Annotated in this window: 14 protein-coding genes; all 14 read left to right on the top strand. The window is 66.6% G+C overall.

Annotation, left to right across the window (positions count from 1 at the left end; genetic code table 11):
- Nucleotides 1-131 precede the first annotated feature (131 nt).
- The 14 genes from ABQJ54_RS05640 to ABQJ54_RS05575 all read left to right on the top strand — a co-directional run bounded on the left by ABQJ54_RS05640 (nucleotide 132) and on the right by ABQJ54_RS05575 (nucleotide 18,637).
- Nucleotides 132-1,442 carry an ABC transporter permease gene (locus tag ABQJ54_RS05640; protein ID WP_367853288.1) on the top strand — a complete coding sequence of 437 codons (1,311 nt, stop codon included), beginning with the start codon at nucleotides 132-134 and terminating at the stop codon, nucleotides 1,440-1,442.
- Nucleotides 1,439-2,653: an ABC transporter permease gene (locus ABQJ54_RS05635; RefSeq protein ID WP_367853287.1), complete on the top strand. Its 1,215-nt coding sequence runs from the start codon at nucleotides 1,439-1,441 to the stop codon at nucleotides 2,651-2,653. Before ABQJ54_RS05640 ends, ABQJ54_RS05635 begins: the two co-directional genes overlap by 4 nt.
- Before the next feature lie 89 nt (nucleotides 2,654-2,742).
- Nucleotides 2,743-4,035 carry an ABC transporter permease gene (locus ABQJ54_RS05630; RefSeq protein WP_367853286.1) on the top strand — a complete coding sequence of 431 codons (1,293 nt, stop codon included), beginning with the start codon at nucleotides 2,743-2,745 and terminating at the stop codon, nucleotides 4,033-4,035.
- A 10-nt stretch (nucleotides 4,036-4,045) separates the two neighbouring features.
- Nucleotides 4,046-5,269, top strand: a complete 1,224-nt coding sequence (locus ABQJ54_RS05625; RefSeq protein WP_367853285.1) for an ABC transporter permease — start codon at nucleotides 4,046-4,048, stop codon at nucleotides 5,267-5,269.
- A gap of 63 nt (nucleotides 5,270-5,332) precedes the next feature.
- Nucleotides 5,333-6,640, top strand: a complete 1,308-nt coding sequence (locus ABQJ54_RS05620) for an ABC transporter permease (RefSeq protein WP_367853284.1) — start codon at nucleotides 5,333-5,335, stop codon at nucleotides 6,638-6,640.
- Nucleotide 6,641: 1 nt separating this feature from the next.
- The gene (locus ABQJ54_RS05615) at nucleotides 6,642-7,874 is read left to right on the top strand and encodes an ABC transporter permease (RefSeq protein ID WP_367853283.1); all 1,233 of its coding nucleotides are present in this window, start codon (nucleotides 6,642-6,644) and stop codon (nucleotides 7,872-7,874) included.
- Between the two features lie 121 nt (nucleotides 7,875-7,995).
- Entirely contained in the window at nucleotides 7,996-9,303 is a 1,308-nt protein-coding gene (locus ABQJ54_RS05610) for an ABC transporter permease (protein ID WP_367853282.1), read from the top strand.
- A 10-nt stretch (nucleotides 9,304-9,313) separates the two neighbouring features.
- Nucleotides 9,314-10,519 carry an ABC transporter permease gene (locus ABQJ54_RS05605; RefSeq protein ID WP_367853281.1) on the top strand — a complete coding sequence of 402 codons (1,206 nt, stop codon included), beginning with the start codon at nucleotides 9,314-9,316 and terminating at the stop codon, nucleotides 10,517-10,519.
- Nucleotides 10,520-10,662: 143 nt separating this feature from the next.
- Nucleotides 10,663-11,973 carry an ABC transporter permease gene (locus ABQJ54_RS05600; protein WP_367853280.1) on the top strand — a complete coding sequence of 437 codons (1,311 nt, stop codon included), beginning with the start codon at nucleotides 10,663-10,665 and terminating at the stop codon, nucleotides 11,971-11,973.
- A 142-nt stretch (nucleotides 11,974-12,115) separates the two neighbouring features.
- Entirely contained in the window at nucleotides 12,116-13,348 is a 1,233-nt protein-coding gene (locus ABQJ54_RS05595) for an ABC transporter permease (protein WP_367853279.1), read from the top strand.
- A gap of 99 nt (nucleotides 13,349-13,447) precedes the next feature.
- On the top strand, nucleotides 13,448-14,758 hold the full coding sequence (locus tag ABQJ54_RS05590; RefSeq protein ID WP_367853278.1) for an ABC transporter permease: 1,311 nt from the start codon (nucleotides 13,448-13,450) through the stop codon (nucleotides 14,756-14,758).
- 63 nt (nucleotides 14,759-14,821) lie between these two features.
- Entirely contained in the window at nucleotides 14,822-16,006 is a 1,185-nt protein-coding gene (locus ABQJ54_RS05585; protein ID WP_367853277.1) for an ABC transporter permease, read from the top strand.
- A gap of 89 nt (nucleotides 16,007-16,095) precedes the next feature.
- Nucleotides 16,096-17,424 carry an ABC transporter permease gene (locus ABQJ54_RS05580; protein WP_367853276.1) on the top strand — a complete coding sequence of 443 codons (1,329 nt, stop codon included), beginning with the start codon at nucleotides 16,096-16,098 and terminating at the stop codon, nucleotides 17,422-17,424.
- A 10-nt stretch (nucleotides 17,425-17,434) separates the two neighbouring features.
- The gene (locus ABQJ54_RS05575; RefSeq protein WP_367853275.1) at nucleotides 17,435-18,637 is read left to right on the top strand and encodes an ABC transporter permease; all 1,203 of its coding nucleotides are present in this window, start codon (nucleotides 17,435-17,437) and stop codon (nucleotides 18,635-18,637) included.
- The last annotated feature ends 54 nt before the right edge of the window (nucleotides 18,638-18,691 follow it).

The following is an 18,691-nucleotide window of genomic DNA, read 5'->3' as shown; positions in this document are numbered from 1 at the left end:
CACCCTCGCCCCCCAACCCCTCTCCCGCAAGCGGGCGAGGGGGAGCAAGGCATGGCCTCTCCCGCAGGCGGGAGAGGGGAGTGGTGGTTGGCCTCTCCCGCGTGGGGGAGGAGACGGTCAAGGGAGAGGAAATGTTCGGTTACTACCTGGAACTCGCATTGCGCAGCCTCAGGCGCCACAAGGTGCTGGCGGCGCTGATGATGCTGGCGATCGCGCTGGGCATCGGCGCCTCGGTCACCATGCTGGCGGTGCTGCACAACCTGTCGGGCAATCCGCTGCCGGGGCGCAGCGACGTGCTGTTCCACCCGCAGGTGGACCCGCGGCCGGCCGACTTGCCGGGCGCGAAGGACGAGCCGCCGGACGACCTGACCTACATCGATGCTGCGAATCTCTACCAGCTCGGCATCGCGCCGCGCCGCGCGGTGATGAGCAGCAACTGGCTGCCGGTGGGCAAGGATGCGCCGGACAGTCCGCTGGCGATGTACACCGACCGCGCCACCACCGCCGACTTTTTCGCGATGTTCGGCGTGCCCTTCCTCTACGGCTCCGCCTGGTCGGCGCAGGACGACGCGAACCATACGCAGGTTGTGGTGCTGTCGCGGGCGATGAACCAGAAGCTGTTCGGCGGCGAGAACAGCGTGGGCAAGACCCTGCTGATCGCCACCAAGACCTTCCGCGTGGCAGGCGTGGTCGACGACTGGAACCCGCAACCGCGTTTCTACGATTTGAACGGCGGGGCCTTCGGCAAGAGCGAGCAGATGTACCTGCCATTCTTCACCTGGCTGGACCTGCCGCAGGATTACGGCTACGGCCCGATGGACTGCTGGGGCAACGACCCGAACGCGGGTACGCACGATCCCAAGGCGCCGCAATGCACCTGGGCGCAGTTCTGGGTACAACTGGATACGACGGCGCAGGTGGCGGATTACCGCGCTGCGCTCACGCAATACAGCGCGCAGCAGCATCAACTGGGCCGCTTCCAGCGTGCGCCGAACGTGCGCCTGCGCGGCCTGCTCGACTGGCTGGACTACAAGCACGTGATCCCGGTGACGGTGCGCATGCAGACCTGGATCGCCTTCGGCGTGCTGCTGATCTGCATGGTCAACACCGTGGGCCTGATGGTGGCGAAGTTCCTGCGCAAGTCGGGCGAGATCGGCGTGCGCCGCGCGCTGGGCGCCTCGCGCCGCGACGTGTTCACGCAATGCCTGGTGGAGGCCGGCGTGGTGGGCGTGGCCGGCGGGTTACTCGGCCTGCCGCTGGCCTGGCTGGGCCTGTGGATGGTGCGGCAGCAGCCGGTGAGTTTTGCCGCGTCCGCGCATTTCGATCCCTCCATGCTGGGCGTGGCACTGGCGCTGGCGGTGCTGTCGGCGCTGGCTGCCGGGATATGGCCCGCCCTGCGCGCGTCGCGCGTGGCTCCCGCCCTGCAGGTGAAGTCGCTATGAGAATCCACCGGCAGATACGCCCCATCCTCGCCGCGCTGCGCAGCCACAAGACCGCGGTGATCCTGCTGGTGCTGGAGATCGCGCTGACCATGGCCGTGCTCGGCAACCTGGTCTTTATCGTCTACGGCACCATCCGGCGTTCGCACGTGCCCACCGGCGTGGCGGAGAGCCAGATCGGGCTGATCCAGAGTATCGGCGTCATTGGCCAGGACAGCCGCGGGTCGCTTGCCGGCGACCTCGCCGCGTTGCGCGGCACGCCGGGCGTGGCGACAGCGGCCTACGGCGGTCCGCCGCTGTGGTACGCGAGCACCTCGCCGGTATTCCTCGACCCGGACCGTTCGCACGCGGTTGCCCAGGCCTACGAGTTCGAGGGCAGCCAGGGGTTGAGCGATACGCTGGGCGTGCGCATCGTCGAGGGGCGGAATTTCACGTCCGAGGAACTGCCCGATGCCAGCCAGTGGGGGCAGATCAAGGAGCTGCCCGTGCTGATCACGCAAGCCCTGGCATCGAAGCTTTTCCCGGACGGCCATGCGCTGGGAAAGATGCTCTACGACGGCACCACCGCCGAGCGCGTGGTAGGCGTCATCGATCATCTGCGCGGCGAGCTCACCGGGCGAAGCTCCGACGACTATTCGGTGGTGATCGAGTACCAGGTGGGGCCGCAGGACATGGGCGGCGGCTTCATGATCCGCGCACGCGACTCCAGACAGTTGCCACGGGTGCTGCAGGCCGCCGCCGCCGCCTTGCAAAAAGCCAACCCAGGCCACGTGCAAAGCAAGCTGTACACCATGGCCGAGCTGCGCGAAAACTACTTCAAGAGCGACCTCGCAGCCGGCCGCATGCTGGTGGCGATCATGCTGATCCTGCTGGTGGTCACCGCGCTGGGCGTGAGCGGGCTGGCCAGCTTCTGGGTGCAGCAGCGCAGGAGGCAGATCGGCATGCGGCGCGCGCTGGGGGCCACCCGCGGCGACATCCTGCACTACTTCCAGGCTGAGAACTTCCTGATCGTCAGTGGTGGCGTGTTGCTGGGCATGCTGTTCGCCTATGCGCTGAACCTGTTCCTGATGCACCGCTTCGAGCTGGCCCACCTGCCGGGGCATTACCTGCTGATCGGTGCGGTCGCGTTGTGGGTACTCGGCCAGCTTGCCGTGCTTGGGCCTGCATTGCGTGCGGCGGCGGTGCCGCCGGTGGTGGCGACGCGCAGCGTGTGAATGCTCAGCTCCCCTCTCCTGCTTGCGGGAGAGGGGAGTGATGTGAGGCCTCTCCGCAAGGAGGGGGAAGATCAATGAAGGAGTGCGGCATGTTTGGCTATTACTTCGATCTCGCCCTGCGCAGCCTCAAGCGCAACAAGGTGCTCACGGCGCTGATGGTGTTGACCATCGCGCTGGGCATCGGCACCAGCATGACCACGTTGACGGTGATGCACGTGCTGTCGGGCGACCCGATCCCGCAGAAGAGCGCGCAGTTGTTCCGCGTGCGCATGAACGTGGTTCCCGACGACCATTTCCAGGTTCGCCACGACGTGCCCGACAATCTCACCCGGCGTGATGCCGAGGCCCTGCTGCGCGATGCGCGAGGTGCCCGTCAAGCAGCCATGTCCGCTGGCGGAGTGGTGGTTACGCCGGCGCAGGGTGATCCGTTGAGAGTGCCGGCGCGCTACACCGGCGCCGACTTCTTTCCCATGTTCGGCGTACCGCTGCGTTACGGTCACGCATGGAGCCGCAGCGACGATGCCAGCCGCGCACGCATCGCCGTGATTTCCAGCGAGTTGAACGAGCAACTGTTCGGTGGCAAGGACAGCGTCGGCCAGACTTTGCTGGTGGGCAACCAGTCGCTGCAGATCGTCGGTGTGCTGGGCGAATGGGACATGAACCCGCGCTTCTACGACATGAGCAATGGCACCTTCGGCGACAGCGAGCAGGTATTCATGCCGCTGTCCACCGCGCTGGACATGAAGCTTTCCACCAGCGGCAGCATAAGCTGCTGGAGCAACGCCCCCGACTCGCTTGCCGCGGACGCGCCTTGTCTGTGGCTTCAGTACTGGGTGGAGCTGGACACGCCCGCCGAGGTGTCGGCCTACCGCCAATACCTCGGCAACTACATCGCCCTGCAACAGCAGGCGGGTCGCTTCCATCACTCCGGCTCCCCCCAGTTGCAGGACGTGATGCAATGGCTGGACTTCAAGGGCGTGGTGCCCTCCGACGTGCGCCTGCAGATGTGGCTGGCGCTGGGCTTCCTCGGCATCTGCCTGCTCAACACCGTGGGCCTGCTGCTGGCGAAGTTCCTGCGTCGCAGCAGCGAGCTTGGCGTGCGCCGCGCGCTGGGCGCATCGCGGCGCGCGATTTTCCTGCAATGCCTGATCGAGGCCGGCGTGGTGGGCCTGGTCGGCGGCATGTTCGGGCTGGCGCTGGCCGGCCTTGGCATGCTGCTGGTGCGCCACCAGCCCACCGACTACGCGGCGTTCATCCACATGGATCTGCGCATGCTGCTGAGCACGTTCGTGCTGGCCCTGGCGAGCAGCCTGCTGGCCGGCCTGCTGCCTGCATGGCGGGCAATGCAGGTGGCGCCCGCCGTCGCAATCAAGTCGAATTAGGGGAGCGCCCATGCACTTTCGCCATATCCTCAGCGCGCTTGGCCGCCACCGCATCGCGGTGTGCCTGCTGGTGCTGGAAATCGCCTTCTCCTGCGCGGTGGTCTGCAACGCGCTGTTCCTGATCGGCACGCGGCTGGAGCGCATGCACCGGCCCAGCGGCGCCGATGAAGCGCATATTGTGCAAGTGCGCGTGGGCAGCATCGCGTCCGGCTTGGCCGAGGCGACCATGGCGCAGACGCGCACCGACCTCGCCGCGCTGCGTGCCATCCCCGGTGTGGCCGATGTGTCCATCGTCAATCAGACCCTGTTCGGCAACTCGTTCAACGGCACTGGCGTCGGTCTCACCGATGCACCCAATGCGCCGACCACCACGGTGACTCAATACCTCGGCAACGCGCAACTGGCCGGCACGCTGGGCCTGAAGCTGGTCGATGGGCGCTGGTTCAAGCCGGACGAATTCGTCAGCGACGAACAACTGGAAGGCGAGGGTGCCACCGTGCCGGTCATCATCACCCGCGCAATGGCCGAGCATTTCTTTCCGGGGCAATCGGCGGCAGGCAAGGTGATCTATGCCTTCGGCACCAACCGCGTCGTGGGCGTGGTGGATCGGCTGGTGCAACCGCGGGATTACGGGCCAGCGGAGTCCTACGAATACGCCATGCTGTTCCCGGTGAACTTGTCGTACGCGCAAGGCACCTATCTGTTGCGCGTGAAGGACGCGTCGCAACGCGATGCGGTAATCCGAGCTGCTCTGCAGGCGTTGAAAACCGACGGCCCGCTGCGACTGATCTCGTCCAAGTACGCCAACACGCTGGAAGCCGCGCGCGACGAGTACTACCGCAACGACCGCGCAATGGCGTGGATGCTGGTGGGCGTGTGCCTGCTGCTGCTGATCGTCACCGCGGTCGGCATCGGTGGCCTGGCCAGTTTCTGGGTGGCGCAGCGTCGCCGGCAGATCGGCATCCGTCGCGCCATCGGGGCGATGCGCAGCGACATCCTGCGCTACTTCCAGACCGAGAACTTCCTGATTGCCACGCTCGGCATCGTGCTGGGCATGGTGCTGGCCTATGGCCTCAATCTGCTGCTGATGCTGCATTACGAACTGGGGCGCCTGCCGGGCTGGTACTTCCCGGTGGGTGCCGTGACGCTGTGGATCATCGGCCAGCTTGCCGTGCTTGGCCCCGCGCTGCGCGCGTCGAACGTGCCACCGGTGGTGGCGACGCGCAGCGTGTGAGCTTTCGTTTTATTCCCTCTCCCGCCAGCGGGAGAGGGGAGTGCAAAACCTGGGAGCGACGACATGTTCGGCTATTACCTCGATCTGGCCCTGCGCAGCCTCAGGCGCAACAAGGCGCTCACCGCGCTGATGGTGCTGGCGATCGCGCTGGGCATCGGCGCGTCGATGACCACGCTCACCGTGCTGCACGTGCTGTCGGGCGATCCGTTGCCGGGGCGCAGCGACACGCTGTACTACCCGCAGATCGACCCGCGCGACGGCCTGGGTTACCTGCCCGGCAAGACGGAGCCGATGGACCAGGTGACCTGGGTCGACGGCATGAACCTGCTGCAGGCGAAGCGCGCGGACCGGCAGGCGCTGATGACCGGCGGCAGCGTGGCGGTGCAGCCGGACAACTCCACACTCGATCCGTTCTACGAGGTTGCGCGCTACACCACGAACGGTTTCTTCCCGATGTTCGGCGTGCCGTTCGAGTACGGCCATGCCTGGGATGCGGCGGACGACGAGGCGCATGCCCGCGTCGCCGTGATCAGCAGCCGGTTCAACACCCGGCTGTTCGGCGGTGGCGACAGCACCGGCAAGACGCTGCGGCTGGATGGCGTGGCCTTCCGCATCGTCGGCGTGGTCGGCGACTGGAACCCCAACCCGAATTTCTACGATCTGAACCGCAAGAGCTACGACGAGAACGAGGGTGTGTTCGTGCCGCTGTCGACCTCGCAGGACCTGGGCATGTCCCATGACGGCAGCGTCAACTGCTGGGGCAACGGCGGCGGCGGGAACACCCCCGACCACAACTCGCCCTGCGTGTGGCTGCAGTTCTGGGTCCAACTGGACAGTCCGGCGAAGGCGGCCGCGTACAAGGACTTCCTCGTCCATTACTCGCAGGAGCAGAAGGCGCTGGGACGCTTCCAGCGACCGCCGAACGTGCAACTGCGCAACGTGATGCAGTGGCTGGACTACAACCAGGTCGTGCCCGACGACGTGCGCCTGCAGGCCGGGTTGGCGTTCGGCTTCCTGCTGGTGTGCCTGGTGAACACCGTGGGCCTGATGCTGGCGAAATTCCTGCGCCGCGCGGGCGAGCTGAGCGTGCGCCGTGCGCTTGGCGCCTCGCGGCGCGCCCTGTTCGCGCAACTGCTGGTGGAGTCCGGTGTGGTCGGCCTGGTCGGTGGCATCGGCGGCCTGCTGCTCGCGCTGGCCGGCTTGTGGCTGGTGCGTCGGCAGCCGGCGGAATACGCGGCACTGGCGCACATCGACCCCGCGATGCTGCTCGACACCTTCGTGCTGGCGCTGGCCGCAAGTCTGCTGGCCGGCCTGCTGCCTGCGTGGCGCGCCTGCCAGGTGGCGCCTGCCCTCCAATTGAAGAGCAATTGACATGGAACTGCGACCGATACTCTCGACGTTGCGCCGGCACAAGACCACCGCGTGGCTGCTGGTCCTGGAGATCGCGTTGACCTGCGCCATCGTGTGCAACGCGGTGTTCCTGATCGGCCAGCGGCTTGAGCGCATGAACCTGCCCAGCGGCATCGCCGAACACGAGCTGGTGCAGATCAAGCTTGGCCATATCGGCAAGAGCCCGGATGCCATGGCGCAGTCGCTGACCGACCTGGCCGCGCTGCGGCAGATCCCCGGCGCGAAGCAGGTGGCGGTGATCAACCAGCTGCCCTTCAGCGACGGCGGATCGTCGAACAGCGGCATCAGGTTGAGCCAGGAACAGCAGCAGGACACGCTCGAGGCCACGACGTATTACGGCGAAGGCGTACTGTCCACGCTGGGGGTGCGCTTGCTGGAAGGGCGCGACTTCCAGCACGACGAATACGCCGATTTCGAGACCGTCATCGCCGATCTGCACAATGGCGACCTGAAGGACCTGCCTTCGACCATCATCGTCACCCAGGCGTTGGCCAAGCGGTTGTGGCCGGGCAAGGACGCGCTTGGCCAGACGATCTACGTCGGCAAGGGCCTGCCGTTCCGGGTCATTGGCGTGGTGGCCGGTCTGGCGCGGCCGAACAACCTGGGCCAGGGCGTGGAATACAGCACGGTGTGGCCGATACGCATGACCGTGGCTGATGGCTCCGGCTATGTCATTCGCACCGCGCCGCAGGATCGCGACGCCGTGCTCAAGGCTGCCGTGGCCACGCTCAAGCAGCTCGACCCCAACCGCGTGGTGCTGGTGAAGCGCACCTACGACGAGGCGCGCCATGCGTTCTTCGCGAACGACCGCGCGATGGCCGGCATCCTGGTCGGTGTGATCGTGGCCCTGCTCACGGTCACCGTGCTGGGCATCGTCGGCCTGGCCAGCTTCTGGGTGGGGCAGCGCCGCCGCACCATCGGCGTGCGCCGCGCGCTTGGCGCCACCCGCGGCGACATCCTGCGCTACTTCCAGACCGAGAACTTCCTGCTCGCCACGTTCGGCATCGTGCTGGGCATGGCGCTGGCCTACGGCATCAACCTGTTCCTGATGATGCATTACGAACTGCCGCGGCTGCCGGGCATCTATTTCCCGGTCGGCGCGCTGGTGCTGTGGATCATCGGCCAGCTCGCCGTGCTCGGCCCCGCGCTGCGCGCCGCGGCGGTGCCGCCGGTGGTGGCGACGCGCTCGGTGTGACGAACGGGGAATCTGTAGGAGCGGCTTCAGCCGCGATGCTCTTGTACGGCATTACGAAAGGGCAAGAAGCATCGCGGCTGAAGCCGCTCCTACAAAACGGCGGCATTGGGGAGGGGACGTGATGTTTGGTTACTATCTCGATCTGGCGATACGCAGCCTGCGGCGGCACAAGGTGCTCACCACGCTGATGGTGCTGGCGCTGGCGCTGGGCATTGGCGCCACGATCACCACGCTGACGGTGCTGCGGCTGCTGTCCGGCGATCCGCTGCCTGAGAAGAGCGCGCAGCTGTTCTATCCGCAGGTGGATCCCTATCCCGCGGATCAGCCCTTTTCGCGCAGCGGCAAGCGGCTGCCGTTCCTGATGAGCTATGTCGATGCGATGAACCTGCTGCATGCCGGCAAGGCACGGCGGCAGACCGCGGTGGCGTTGTCGCAGGTCAAGGTGGCGCCGAAGACGCAGGAGGGCAAGCCGTTCTATGCGGACGGCGTGATGACCACGGCGGACTTCTTCCCGATGTTCGACGCGCCGTTCCAGTACGGCGCGGGCTGGAGCGCGGCCGACGACGACAGCCGTGCGCAGGTCGTGGTGATCGCCAGCTTCCTCAACGACAAGCTGTTCGGCGGCACGGACAGCGTGGGCCGGATGATCCGCATCGAGGACCACGACTTCCGCATCATCGGCGTGCTCAAGCCCTGGGCGCCGCAGCCGCGTTTCTACGCCCTGCACCTGGGCAGCCGCGATTACGGCAAGGGCGAGGGGGTGTTCATGCCGCTGCTGGGCGCGCGCGCCGACTGTATCGGGCCGAGCACGATGATGTCCTATGGCCCCGGTTCCAGCATGGAGCATCTGGAAACCTCGCCGGCGATCTGGCTGGGCGTGTGGGTGGAGCTGCCCGATGCTTCCGCGGTTTCGGCCTACCGGCTGTTCCTCGCCAACTACGCGCGGCAGCAAGTGGCGCTGGGGCGTTTCCAGAAATCCCGCACGGCCCTGTCGGGGTTGATGCAGTGGCTGCGCAGCGAGCACGTGGTGCCGGACGATGCGCGCCTGCAGACCGGGCTGGCGTTCGGCTTCCTGCTGATCTGCGTGGTGAACACGGTGGGCCTGCTGCTGGCGAAATGCCTGCGCCGTTCGCGCGAGATCGGCGTGCGCCGCGCGCTGGGCGCCTCGCGCGGCGCGATCTTCGCCCAGTTCATGGTCGAGGCCGCCATCGTGGGCGTGGCCGGTGGCGTGCTGGGGCTGGTCTTTGCCGAGCTGGGGCTATGGGGCATCCGCCACCAGCCGGCACAGTACGCCGGCCTCGCCCACCTGGACCTGCCGATGTTCCTGTTCACCTTCGTGGTGGCGCTGGTGGCCAGCCTGGTCGCCGGCTTGCTGCCCGCCTGGCGCGCCTGCGTGGTGGCGCCCGCCCCGCAGCTCAAGGCCAGTTGAGGAGATGAATATGGAAGTCCGTCCGATACTCGCCAGCCTGCGCAAGCACCGCATCCCGGCCACGCTGATCGTGCTGGAGATCGCGCTGGCCTGCGCCGTGCTGTGCAACGCGGTGTTCATGATCGGCCAGCGCATGGCCGATATCCACTGGCCGAACGCGATCGACGAGCAGGGTCTCACCGTGATCACCGTGAACGGTGCCGATCCCAAGCTTGCCGCCAGCGACATCCCGCGCGACCTCGCCGCCCTGCGCGGCGTCGCCGGGGTAACGGCTGTGGCCGCCGCGACCAGCATGCCGCTGGACCAGAACCCCGCGCTGTCGGACTTCACCACGACGCCGGACGGCAAGACCACGGTGAACACCTCGATCTATTTCCTCGGCAGCGGCGGCGAGCAGGCGATGGGCCTGCGCCTGCTGCAAGGGCGTTTCTTCAACGCCGACGAGTACGCCGACAGCGGCTTCAAGGACTTCAACTCCACCGGCCACGTCATGCTGGTCACGCAGAGCGACGCGCAGCGCTTGTGGCCGGGGCAGAGCGCCCTGGGCAAGACCCTCTACACCAATGACCTGAGCTGGACGGTGGTCGGCGTGGTGGCGGACGTGCTGGCGCAGGACCCGAAGTTCAGCGGGCCGGGCGGCCGCTATTCCAGCGTGTTCTTCCCGCTGCACCCGGACGGAGCGATGGGCGATTACCTGCTGCGCAGTGCGCCGCAGGACCGCACGCGCGTCCTGCGCGAGGCGATGCAGATACTGGGTCGGCTGGAACCGGGCGCGGTGGTGCAGGGCGCGACCTACGCCGGCATGCGCGGCGACTATTTCGCCAACACCCGCAGCATGGCGTGGATGCTGCTGCTGGTGTGCGTGGTGATGCTGGCGGTGACCGCGTTCGGCATCGTCGGCCTCACCAGCTTCTGGGTCGGCCAGCGACGCCGGCAGATCGGCATCCGCCGCGCGGTGGGCGCCACCCGCAGCCACATCCTGCAGTACTTCCAGACCGAGAACTTCCTGCTCGGTACAGCCGGCGTGGTACTGGGCATGGTGCTGGCCTTCGGCATCAACCTGTACCTGATGCAGCGTTACGAGATCGCGCGCATGCCCTGGTATTACCTGCCGGTCAGCGCGATCGCGCTGTGGGTGCTGGGCCAGCTCGCCGTGCTCGGCCCCGCGCTGCGCGCGGCGGCGGTGCCGCCGGTGGTGGCGACGCGCTCGGTGTGATTTCCCCCTCCCCCTCCGGGGGAGGGGGCCCGCGAGGGCGGGAGAGGGTACGGGCGGAGCGAGGCGTCGCGCGCTGGCCGAACCCTCTCCCCCAACCCCTCTCCCGCAAGCGGGAGAGGGGAGTTCAATCAAGGAGGGACGGAATGTTCGGCTACTACCTCGACCTGGCCCTGCGCAGCTTGAAACGCACGCCCATCCTCACCGGCCTGATGGTGCTGGCGATCGGCCTGGGCATCGGCGCATCGATGACCATGCTCACGGTGCTGCATGTGATGACCGACGATCCGCTGCCGGGGCGCAGCGCGCAGCTGTACACGCCGCACCTCGATCCCTTGCCGCTGGACCACAAGCGGCGCGGCGACAGCCCCGACCCCACCGACGACATGACCTGGCCCGATGCGATGGCGCTGCTAAAAGCGCATCGCGCCGTGCGGCAGGCGGCGATGGCGGGCGGCTCACTGCTGCTGCGTCCGGCGCGCGCGGACTTGCGGCCGTTCTACGTAGCGGGGCGCTATGCGACGGCGGATTTCTTCGCGCTGTTCGGCGTGCCGTTCGAGCGCGGCAGCGGCTGGAGTGCGGCGGACGACGTGGCCGGCGCGCAAGTGGTGGTGCTGAGCGACACGTTGGCGCGCAAGTTGTTCGGCGCGGCCGATGCGGTGGGCCAGACGGTGCACCTGGGCGAACACGACTTCCGCGTGGTTGGCGTTACTGCCGACTGGGCGCCGAAGCCGCTGTTCTATGCCGACCAGACCGGCACCCAATACAGCGACGCCGACTTGTTCTTCCTGCCTTTGTCGGTGGCGGTAGCCCAGGACTTGCAGACCAGCGGCAATCGATCCGGCTGGGTCCATGGTGACGATAACTCGCTGACCAGCGCCAACATGACCTGGCTGCAGTACTGGGCGCAACTGGACACGCCGGCGCAAGTCGCGGCGTATCGCCAATACCTGGTGGATTACTCCGCGCAGCAGAAGGCGCTGGGTCGCTACCAGCGGCCGCCCACCAACGCGAAGCTGTACGGCCTGATGGGCTGGCTGGCGCACGAAAACCTGGTGCCCGACGACGTGGACCTGCAACTGTGGCTGGCGCTGGGTTTCCTGTTCGTGTGCATGGTCAACATCGTGGCGCTGCTGCTGGCGAAGTTCCTGCGTCGCACTGGCGAGATCAGCGTGCGCCGTGCGCTGGGTGCCAGGCGGCGCGACATCTTCGTGCAGCTCGGTATCGAGTCGGCGCTGATCGGCGTGGCCGGCGGCGCGCTGGGCCTGGCGATCGCGCAACTCGGCCTGTGGAGCATCCGCCAGCGCCCGGACGACTACGCGAAGCTGGCGCAGATGGACGTGCCGATGCTGTTGGGCACACTGGCGCTGGCCGTCGCCGCCAGCGTGCTGGCCGGCCTGCTGCCGGCATGGCGTGCTTGCCGGGTGGCGCCGGCGTTGCAGCTGAAGACGACGTGATGGCGCGGCGCATTCCGACTCCTCATGTCCGTCATCCCGGCGCAGGCCGGGATCCAGTGACGCCCACGCCTGCCCAGGCCATGCCGTCACCGGGTTCCGGCCTGCGCCGGAACGACGGCTCAAGCGCACCACGAGGTTGACCATGCAGATCCGACCGATCCTTTCCACCCTGCATCACCACAAGCTCACCGCCGTGCTGTTGACCCTGCAGGTGGCCTTCACCTGCGCCATCGTCTGCAACGTGGCCTTCATGGTGGCCCAGCGCGTGCAACGCATCAGCGTGCCCACCGGCATCGCCGAGAACGAGCTGTCGGCGATCCACAGCAGAGGCATCGAAAAAGGCGAAAATGTGCAGGCGCGGCATGTGGCCGATCTGACGGCCCTGCGCGCGATTCCCGGGGTGCGTTCCGCGGTGGCGGTCAGTTATTCGCTGCCGCTGAACCAGAGCGAGTCGTCGAGCGGCATCTGCCCCAGCAAGCAGGCGCTGGACCGGGCGATGCAGCGCAATTCGATCGATGGCAGCGGCTGCGTGCAACCTGCCTCGTACGACGGTACGCCGGGCCTGATCGCCACGCTGGGCCTGCATCTCGTGGCGGGGCGCGATTTCCTGCCGGACGAGTACGTGAGCAAGGGCAAGCCCGCAGTGGCGATCGTCACGCGCGCGTTGGCGGAGAAACTGTATCCGGGGCAACCGGCGCTGGGGCAGAGCATGTACGACGGCGACAACTTCATCCGCATCGTCGGCATCGTGGATACCCTGCTGCGGCCGGCCTTGGACAAGCCCGGCGTGGACGGCGACAGCATGATCTGGCCGCAGCGCCCCGACGACTCCAGTGTCACCTATGTGCTGCGCAGCGCGCCGCAGGATCGCCAGCGTGTGCTCAAGGCCGCGGAGGCCGCGCTGCTCCAGGCCAGCCCCAACCGCATCATCGATCCCAAGCAGATGCAGACCTACACGCAGATCCGCCGCACCTATTTCCAGCGCGACACCACCATGATCGGTTTGCTCATCGCCTCGGCGCTTGGCCTGCTGTTCGTCACCGCGCTGGGCATTGCGGGCCTGGCGAATTTCTGGGTGCAGCAGCGCACGCGCAGCATCGGCATCCGCCGCGCCATCGGCGCCACCCGCGCCGACGTGCTGCGCTACTTCCAGACCGAGAACTTCCTGATCGTCAGCGCCGGCATCGTGCTGGGGGTACTTCTGGCAGTGACGCTGAACCTGCTGTTGATGACGCACTACGAACTGCCGCGCCTGCCGCTGTGGTACCTGCCGATCGGTGCACTGGTGCTGTGGGTGCTGGGCCAGTTGTCGGTGCTGTCGCCGGCGCTTCGCGCTTCGCGCGTGCCGCCGGTGGTGGCTACTCGGTCGGTGTAGGAGCGCACCCTGTGCGCGATTGCTTTTGGTTTCGATCAAGCGCCAGAGCATTCGCGCACAGGGTGCACTCCTACAGGACACGAAATGAAGGAGTGACGGATGTTCGGTTATTACCTCGACCTGGCCCTGCGCAGCCTCAGGCGCACGCCGATCCTCACCGGCCTGATGGTGCTGGCAATCGGCCTGGGCATCGGTGCGTCGATGACCATGCTCACGGTACTGCATGTGATGACGGACGATCCGATGCCGGAGCGCAGCGCGCAGCTGTATGTGCCGCATCTCAATCCGTTGCCGCTCAAGGGCAACTTTTTCGCCAATGGTCATGACCCCTCCGACCACCTCACCTGGCCGGATGCGATGGCCTTGCTCAAGGCGCATCGTGCCCGGCGGCAGGCGGCGATGGCGGCAGGTTACTTGCTGGTACGCCCGGTGGCTGCGGGTTTGCGAACGTTCTATGTGAGTGGTCGCTACGCCACGGCGGATTTCTTCGCCATGTTCGGCGTGCCATTTGAGCGCGGCAGCAGCTGGAGCGCGGCTGACGACGCGGCCAGTGCGCACGTGGTGGTACTGGCCGATTCGCTCGCGCGCAGGCTATTCGGCAGCGCCGATGCCATCGGCAAGATGGTCAGGCTTGGCGAGAACGATTTTCGCGTGATCGGTGTCACCACCGACTGGCAACCGTCACCGCTGTTCTATGCCGACAGCAGGGCCAAGAGGTACAGCGATCGCGACCTGTTCTTTCTGCCGCTTTCCACGGCAGTGGATTTGAATTTGAACACCGACGGCAGCGCGGACAGTTGGGGAAAAACGCCCAATGGCGACATGCGCAGCGCAACCACTGCATGGTTGCAGTTCTGGGTGCAACTCGACACGCCCATGCAGGCGGCTGCGTACAAGCAGTTCCTGGTCGACTACTCCGCGCAGCAGAAATCGCTGGGCCGATTCCAGCGGCCGGCAACCAACGCCAAGTTGTACAGCCTGATGGGCTGGCTGGCGCACGAAAACCTCGTGCCTGGCGACGTGCGCCTGCAAATGTGGCTGGCGCTGGGTTTCCTGCTCGTGTGCATAGTGAATGTCGTGGCCTTGCTGCTGGCGAAGTTCCTGCGCCGCAGCGGCGAGATCAGCGTGCGCCGCGCCTTGGGTGCGCGGCGGCGTGACATCTTCGTGCAGTTCGGCATCGAGTCGGCAGTCATTGGCGTGGCCGGCGGCGTGCTTGGCGTGCTGATCGCGGAACTCGGACTGTGGAGTGTGCGGCATCGACCCGATGACTACGCCCACATTGCGCACATGGATGCCTCGATGCTGCTGGTGACGTTGGCGTTTGCGGTTTTCGCCAGCACGATGGCTGGCCTGCTTCCCGCGTGGCGGGCCTGCCGCTTGGCGCCCGTGCTGCAACTCAAGACGCTTTGAAAGGAGGCCGCCATGCAGCTCCGACCGATTCTTTCCACCCTGCGCCACCACAAACTCACGGCCATGCTGCTGACGCTGCAGGTGGCGCTTACCTGCGCCATCGTTTGCAACGTGGCTTTCATGATCGCCAACCGCATCGCGGATGTTTCGATGCCTACAGGCATTGCTGAAAGCGGGCTGTCAACGATCCAGAGCATCGGCACCGACACCAAGCAGAACGCGCAGGCATTGCACGAAACCGACCTCGCGGCATTGCGTGCGATTCCCGGCGTGGAATCCGCCGTGGCGGTGAGCAGTGCGTTGCCGTTGAACCGTAACGACTCGTTTGGCCCCGCGTGCCCCAGTCAGCAGGTGTTCGATCAGGCGATGCGCACGTCGTCGTTGTTCAAGGGGGGCGATTGCCCGTTGTCCAGTTTTTACGATGGTACGCCCGGCCTGCTCCGCACGCTGGGGCTGCAACTGGTGGCGGGGCGTGATTTCCTTCCGGGGGAATACACGGCAAAAAGCAATCCGTCCGTCGCGATCATCAGTCGCGAGCTGGCCGACAGGCTTTATCCGGAACAGGATGCACTCGGCAAGGTGATGATCCTGGGCGGCAATGCCTTGCAGGTGGTTGGTGTTGTCGCCACCTTGGCGCGTCCGGAGTTGCATGGCATGGGGGATGGCTACATGAGCGTTATCACGCCGCAGTTGCCAGACAGCACCAGCGAAATCTATGTGCTACGCAGCGCACCGGGTGATCGCGATCGCATCTTGAAGGCAGCGGAGGCAGCGCTGTTCAGGGTTGATCCCACACGCGTCATCGACCCGGATCAAGTGCAAACCTACTCACAGATTCGCGACGCCTATTTCCAGCGCGACACCACCATGATCGGCCTGCTGATCGCCTCGGCGCTGGGCCTGCTGTTCGTCACCGCGCTGGGCATCGCGGGGCTGGCGAACTTCTGGGTGCAGCAGCGCACGCGCTCCATCGGCATACGTCGTGCGATAGGAGCGACGCGCGGCGACATCCTGCACTACTTCCAGGCCGAGAACTTCCTGATCGTCACGGCCGGTGTCGTGCTGGGCGTCCTGCTGGCGATCGGCCTGAACCTGCTGCTGATGACGCACTACGAATTGCGGCGCCTGCCGCTGTGGTACCTGCCGATCGGCGCGGCGGTGCTATGGGCGCTGGGCCAGCTGTCCGTGCTGTCGCCGGCGCTGCGCGCCACACAGGTGCCGCCGGTGGTGGCGACGCGCAGCGTGTGAGCTTTTGCTCCCCTCTCCACAAGTGAGAGAAGGGAGTGATGTGGCCTCTCCCGCTTGCGGGAGGGGAGAGTCCAACAAGGAGGCATGGAATGTTCGGCTACTACCTTGATCTCGCGCTGCGCAGCCTCAGGCGGAGCAAGGCGCTTGCCGCCATGATGGTGATGGCGTTGGCTGTGGGCATCGGTGCCAGCATGACCACGCTGACGGTGGCGCATCTGCTGTCGGGCGATCCGGTGCCGGAACACAGCGCGACGCTCTATCACCCGCAGTTGAATCCCACGATGCCGCCGCGACTGGTTCACGAGCCGACCAGTGCGATGGATTACCGCTCCGCGATGGACCTGTGGAGCGCGCATCGTGCCGACCGCCAGACGCTGGTCGCGGGCAGCCCGGTGAAGGTGCAGGTGGAAGGTTCGGGCGAGCCGCCGTTGCCGCGGCAGATGTTGCTCACCACCAGCGACTTTTTCCCGATGTTCGATGTGCCGTTCCGTTATGGCGGCCCGTGGGCATCGACGGACGAGGAGTCGCATGCACGGGTGGCGGTGATCTCGTCCGCGCTCAACGATCGGCTGTTCGGCGGAGCGGACAGCGTGGGCCGGAGCCTTCGCCTGCGCGACAGCGACGTGCGCATCGTGGGCGTACTGGCGCCGTGGCGGCCCGCGCCGCGCTTCTACGACATCTGGAATGGACGCTACCGGCACGGCGACACCGAGAGTTTCTACAACGATCCGGAAGACATCTACGCGCCTCTTGCCACCGGCCTGGACATCTTCGCGGGGCAGACGCCCGTCATGCCCGTGCATTTCTGCTGGGACATGGGCGCGGACGGGAAGTCCATGCAAACCGACCCATGCGCATGGCTTTCCCTCTGGGTGCAGCTTTCCAGCCCGGCCAAGGTCCGGAACTACGCCGGGTTCCTGAAGGGATATGCACAGCAGCAGAAACGGCAGGGCCGCTACACCAGCGACCAGACGCGCCTGCAAAGCCTGATGCAGTGGCTGGAATGGAACCGGGTGGTTCCCGGCACCGTGCGCATGCAAGCCTGGATGGCGCAGGCCTTCCTGCTGATCTGTCTGGTCAACACGGTGGGACTGCTGCTGACTAGGTTTCTGCGCCGCTCCGGCGAGATCGGCGTGCGGCGCGCGATGGGTGCCAGCCGCTGCGCCGTGTTCACGCAGTGTCTGGTGGAGGCGGCCCTGATCGGCCTGCTCGGCGGCGTGGGCGGCTGGCTGCTGACCCTGCTGGGGCTGTGGATGGTGCGCCAGCAGCCGGTGGCCTATGCCGACCTGGCGCATCTGGACCTGCCCATGTTCTTCGGCACCTTCGCGATGTCGGTCGCCGCCAGCCTGCTGGCGGGCGTGCTGCCGGCCCTGCGCGCCAGCCGCGTGCCGATCGGTTTCCAGTTGAAGACGCTTTGAGGAGATGGCCATGCCCATTCGCCCCATCCTTCGCGCACTGCGCCATCACCGCTTCACGACCGCATTGATCGTGCTGGAGATCGCGCTGGCCTGCGCCGTGCTGTGCAACGCCTGCTTCATCGTGGCCGGGAAATGGAGCCTGATGCATATCCGCAGCGGCATCGACGAACCTGCGCTTGCGGTGGTCACCCTCGACAATTTCGATCGCCAGCGCGCGGACGACCTCAATGCGCGCGTGGTGGACGGCTTGCGCAGGATCGACGGTGTGCAGTCGGTCGACCTGATCAGCGGACTGCCTTTCCTGGGTGCCGGAGGGGAAAGCACCTCGCCGGATCGCGAGGGGAAGCTCGGTTCGTACTCCACCAGCTTCTATTTCGGCGACGCGGGTACCTTGGCCACGCTCGGCGTCGAATTGACGGCCGGGCGATTGCCGCGGGACAGCGACGTCGTACCGGACGACGCCACCATCGTGCAGTCGGTGATCACCCGGTCGCTGGCGGATCGCCTGTGGCCGCACGCCGACCCGCTGGGCAAGGTTCTCTGGTGTTGCCACGGAAGCGGCGGCTTCCGGGTGATCGGCGTGGCGCGGGAGCTGATCCAGGACATGCCACGCGACGACGCCTCGGTGGGCAATGCGATCTTCACCCCGCAACGCTCCGGCCCCATGCTGGCCGGCCAGTACCTGCTGCGCGCCGATCCGGCACGGGTGAGCGAGGTGCTGCGCAAGGCACGCGCCGCGATGGCCACGCTGGCGCCGGATGCCACGGTGGACGACGAGCACACCGGCACTCTCGGCGACTTGCGCCATCGCCATTTTCGGTCGGACCGGGCCACGGCCGACATGCTGATGGGCACGATGGCGGCGCTGCTGGCGATCACCGCATTGGGCATCGTCGGACTCACCGGCTACTGGGTGCAGCAACGGCGCAAGCAGATCGGCATCCGGCGCGCCATCGGCGCCACGCGACGCGACATCCTTCGTCACTTCCAGATCGAGAACTTCCTCATCGTCGGCATGGGCATCGCACTGGGCGTGCTGCTCGCCTACGCGTTCGACGTGGCGCTGATGAAGTTCTACGAGCTGCCGCACCTGCCTCCGGCGTACCTTCTCGTGGGTGCCGTGGTGTTGTGGCTGCTCGGCCAGCTCGCCGTGCTCGGTCCCGCGCTGCGCGCGGCGGCGGTGCCGCCGGTGGTGGCAACGAGGTCGGTCTGATTTTCCCCTCCCCCTTCCGGGGAGGGTGCCTGAGAGGGCGGGAGAGGGTACGGG

The organism is Rhodanobacter lycopersici (assembly GCF_040812335.1).
GTDB classification, from domain to species: Bacteria; Pseudomonadota; Gammaproteobacteria; order Xanthomonadales; family Rhodanobacteraceae; genus Rhodanobacter_A; species Rhodanobacter_A lycopersici.
Note: the sequence above shows the minus strand (reverse complement) of the source record. Positions and strands in the feature narration are given on the sequence as shown.